The organism is Novosphingobium sp. CCH12-A3 (genome assembly GCF_001556015.1).
Classification (GTDB): domain Bacteria; phylum Pseudomonadota; class Alphaproteobacteria; order Sphingomonadales; family Sphingomonadaceae; genus Novosphingobium; species Novosphingobium subterraneum.
Genome location: NZ_LSIA01000038.1, coordinates 1 through 4,167 on the forward strand (window position 1 = coordinate 1; position 4,167 = coordinate 4,167).

Below are 4,167 nucleotides of genomic sequence, written 5' to 3' on the forward strand. Positions count from 1 at the left end.
CCCGCGGGTTCCTGCACTGGAGGCTTTCGTACGCAAGCGCCCGAAACCCTTCACAACTCATGCCTTTCAATAGCGGCTTCGTGGATGTCGGCTCACACGGGAACCGGCCATTCAGAATGCGAAAGCTGCCGGGCGTCAAGGCATCCCAATCTCCTCTGTTCTGGCGATCACAAGCTTACTCCCAGAACAGCCATTCGCCGAGGATGTGATCAATGCCGATTTCGACGCATATCCCCCAAGTCCACACATGGGCAGGGCGATCGTCCGCATCACGATGTTGGGCGTGCGCTATGAATGGACGTCCAGAAACTCACATCGTCCAGGATGCAATATGCTGGGTGCGAAATTTGAGATTTTTGGCGTTCGCGACCTCACCTACGGTTTGGGACCAATCTCATTCCGCTTCTTTAGGAGCCCGATGAGTTGCATGGACGAAACCAGAGCGAGCAGCAGCATAAGCGAGAGCGTGAGCACGAAGAAGCCCTTGACGTCGTCGAAGGCCCATTCGCGCCAGCGCATCCATGCCTCGACGACGATCGAGATTCCACGGGGCAGCAAGATCAACGTCGCGGCGAGGGTGGCACCAGCGAGCGGCAGCGCCTTAGTGAACAGCGCCGTCACGACCTGGGCGCGCTGAGGCCCGCGATCCTCCTTGTCGTCGGCGGGCGTGATAGCCAGTGCTGCAGACACTGCGGGCAGCCATAAGGTGTATAACGCAGCGAGCACCGCAAGAACGAGGCTGGCCGCCGAGATGGCGTCAGGGAGATGTTCGGTGGTGCTCACGGATAGAGCGCCTGGAGCTCGTTGTACGCGCCGTTCGCCACGACATAGGTGTCAAACGTACCGGGCTTGCGGCGGATCGGCGCACGCGGCGAATTGGCAGCTGCGAGCTGACCGTTGAGCATCTCGATCACCACCGCGTTGGGGAAGCGCGCCTCGCGCTCGGAGCCTGGCTGCCCTTGGCAGGCTGCGATGAAGCGGCGCGCCGCCGCCTCCATCACGCCCTTAAGGCGGTTGCGGTGCCGCGACAGCGTAGCGCGTAGCAGCGCCCGGCCCTGCGCGCTGGTCAGATTGAACAGCCGCGCGATCCGTTCATCAGTTGGGAAATCGGCGGCAGGCAAGGCCATCAGGATTGCGACGAGCCGGCGCTCGCGCAGATCGGTGACGCTGGTCATCGCCTGCCCGGCGAGCATTTCGGCATATTCGCGCAGCGCCGCCGGGGCGTAGGGCTGGAAATGCTGGGCGAGGTCGGCAGGATTGCAGCCGAGTGTGTCGGCGGCGGCCGCCGCCTCGTCGTCAGACAGATCGAGCGTGAGGGTCAGATTGAGCTGAGGCATGAATAACAGCCTAGACGAGCCGCGCCCGCCAGGCAACGCGCCGCCGCACGCCTTCCGCCACTCCTGCGCGGGGGGAAGCACTTGGCCCGGTTCATTGCGCTGCGAGCCGCCCGCCGAGGAAGTCCTTGTAATTGCCAGGCTCACAGAGTCGATGCGCCTCCTCAAGATCGTCACGCGCATCGGAGTCTTTCAGCGCGCGACGTACATCATAGCGCTGCGCCAGGAAGCTGGAGCGGAAATACGCCTGCTTGCTGTCCAGTCTCGCCAGCGCTGTGTCGATCGCGATGAGCGCATCTGCAGCTCTGTCCAGCGCGAGTTGCGCCTGCGAAAGCCGGTACAAGGCAAACGCTCCCGGCTCTGCAATGCGGAGCAAGACTGCTTCCGCTTCGGCGGGCTGATCCATCTCAATCAGCAGCTGGCCGTGCTTTTGGAGGCCGAAGTCTGTCGGCGCCTCGACCGCTTCGTAGTAGCGCAGTGCCTGCTTCTGGAAAGCCGCACCGCCTTGCGCCTTACCCACCTCGGCGAAGACTTCGCCGCACGCGGCGCGGGTCCGGTCGTCAAGCATCAACGGATCGATCAGTTCGACGCTTGCAAAGACGCGCAGAAGACGGTCACGATCGTGCCATGACCAATGGCGCGCGACAGCGGCGAAGGCAAGGAGCGCGTCCTCGGCGCCAGCCTCGGCTGCGACCACGATCTCGCGTTCGATCAGGTCGGCGTGCTTGTCGAACAGAGCCCGACGCCATTTGCCGCCCGCGGACGGCAGGGATTGCAGCGTGGCGAGTGCGACATTGCTGGACACCGCGCCTGCGGCACTTGCGGCGGTGAGGATGATATCGGCCTGCTCAGCTGCGCAGTCAATCGTCTCCTTGGCACGACCGTAGAGGCGGACCAGCTGCAGGCGGCTGGCAGGGAGCGGGTGTGGTCCTTCTAGCACCTCCTCAAACATTGCTTGGGCCTCGGCGTCGCGGCCGACATTCTTGAGTGCCTTGGCGTGGTGATGGCGGATCTCTGTCTCGGTGCGACTGTCGAGCCCGCCGAGCGCCGCGAGGCGCTCGTAAACCGGGAGGCGCGCACGCAGATTGTCCTTGGCGGCACCGACGGAATCGAGCTTGTCATGTCGATAGAGCCCTTCGATCGTCTCGAGCACGGCGCGGACCTGCGCTGAGCGTGGCGCGGCGGCGTTGACCGCCAAGGCTTCCGCAGCGTCGGCTGGGTCCGGCAGGAGGTTAGGGCGCGTCTCACCAGGCTTCCAGATCTCAAGCAGCGCTACGAGGAATGCCGGACGCGGATCGCGTGCGGCGAGCACCTCGAGCTTAGCGCGCATCGTCGAGGCGAGTACGCGGAGCGCGAGGCCTTCCTCAGCCATTAGCGCCTCGATCACGTTCTCCAGCGTGTCGTCGAGCGCCGCCGTGCGCTCGGGCGTCAGCCAGCGTTGCGTCATGACGCTCGCTTGAATTATGTCGTGGAGGCGTAGCGTGCTCGGCCGGTCGGGCGCAGTGAGACCGTGCTGACGCAGCTTGGCGATGCCGATCCCGCCGATCGCGCGGCGCAGGAACCGCAGATCGCAGCTCGCTTGGCCCAACCATTCGAACAGCTGGAGCTCGTGGCCGAGCGCCGACCTCAGGCGGCCAAGCAACCGGTCGGCAAGACGCTGATCGCCCAAAGTTAACTCGGGGATCGCGGCACAGTCTTCGGCGATGTCGTTCCAGCTCGTGCCGTCCTTGACGACGCGGTTGACGAGCGCGAGGCTGAGCGGGTGGCCGCCGACGGTGTGCAGCAGCGCGTCGAGGATGGCGTCGGGACAGGGATCAGCGAGACCATGATCGAGGATCGCGCGCGCCTCGTCGCGCAACAGCATCGGGACCACCACGTCCCCCTCGCGCGGCGTACGCCGGGTGAGAATGATGTGCGAGCCGTCGCCGCAAAAGGGCGCAAGCTCGTCAGCTCCAATCGTGTCGGCGATGTCGTCAATGATCAGCAGGCAGCGATGCGCGCGGAGCATCGCCGCAACATTGCGGCTGTCGCCGCCGCGCCAGAGCGCGATCGCCTTAAGGTCGGCGGTGCGGCGTAGTGTGTCGCCGTCGATCCACATGCAGGTGTCGTATCTCCCGCGATGTTCCTCGGCATAGGCGGCAGCGGCCTCGGATTTTCCTAGCCCGCCGATGCCTGCTATGGTCGCGACTGGGCCGCAAGCGGCGAGCGCGTCGGCGATCATCGCGCCGACCTCGGGCCGATCGACATGGCGTGAATCGACGCCCGGCACCGCAAGGCTGGCGGCGGCGGCGTCGATGATCGCCCCGAGCGCGGGCAGATGCTCGACTAGATCGTCGATTGCCGCGTCGCTCGGCAGCAACTCGTCTACGATCACCTCGGCGATGCGGCGCGCATCGTAAACATGGAGCGCGCGCGCGAGCATACCCGGCCATTGCTGCGTTCGCAGGGTGAAGGCCGGGATGATTCCCTCACCCGCCTTGCGCGAGGACAAGAGGTAGATGTCGGCGACGGTGGGATGCTTGCGCAGGACGTGGAGCAGGTCGTCCCTAGCCTTGGGCATCAACCCCGAAAAATAGTCCTGATCGATCGAATATTCGGCGCCGACTTCGCCGGCATCGTCATAGCTGTCAATAGTGTGCCCGACCGGGCTCAGCTGGGCGTTGAGGCCACGATGAACGAGGACCACGTCCAAGTGATGGTCGAGGAATTTTGCCCCGAAGCGTTCGAACATCGGTCCCGGGCCGATGCGGCCTATCCCGTCCATCAGCCGCGCAGTATAGTCGTCCGTGAACAAAGCGAAGTTCGTTTCGGTGCCGGGTAGACCGGGTCTGTC

Annotated in this window: 3 protein-coding genes; all 3 read right to left on the reverse strand. The window is 64.7% G+C overall.

Going from position 1 to position 4,167, the window contains the following annotated elements; translation table 11 throughout:
* Positions 1–375: 375 nt before the first annotated feature.
* Positions 376–783 carry a hypothetical protein gene (locus AX703_RS03180; protein ID WP_062342584.1) on the reverse strand — a complete coding sequence of 136 codons (408 nt, stop codon included), beginning with the start codon at positions 781–783 and terminating at the stop codon, positions 376–378.
* Positions 780–1,337: a hypothetical protein gene (locus AX703_RS03185; RefSeq protein WP_062342586.1), complete on the reverse strand. Its 558-nt coding sequence runs from the start codon at positions 1,335–1,337 to the stop codon at positions 780–782. Before AX703_RS03185 ends, AX703_RS03180 begins: the two co-directional genes overlap by 4 nt.
* 91 nt (positions 1,338–1,428) lie before the next feature.
* On the reverse strand, positions 1,429–4,098 hold the full coding sequence (locus AX703_RS03190; protein WP_062342589.1) for a hypothetical protein: 2,670 nt from the start codon (positions 4,096–4,098) through the stop codon (positions 1,429–1,431).
* Positions 4,099–4,167: the final 69 nt, after the last annotated feature.

Excerpts from the sequence above, each read along its gene's own strand:
- AX703_RS03185 (WP_062342586.1), bottom strand. The coding sequence starts at position 1,337 with ATGCCTCAGCTCAATCTGACCCTCACGCTCGATCTGTCTGACGACGAG.
- AX703_RS03190 (WP_062342589.1), bottom strand. The coding sequence starts at position 4,098 with ATGGACGGGATAGGCCGCATCGGCCCGGGACCGATGTTCGAACGCTTC.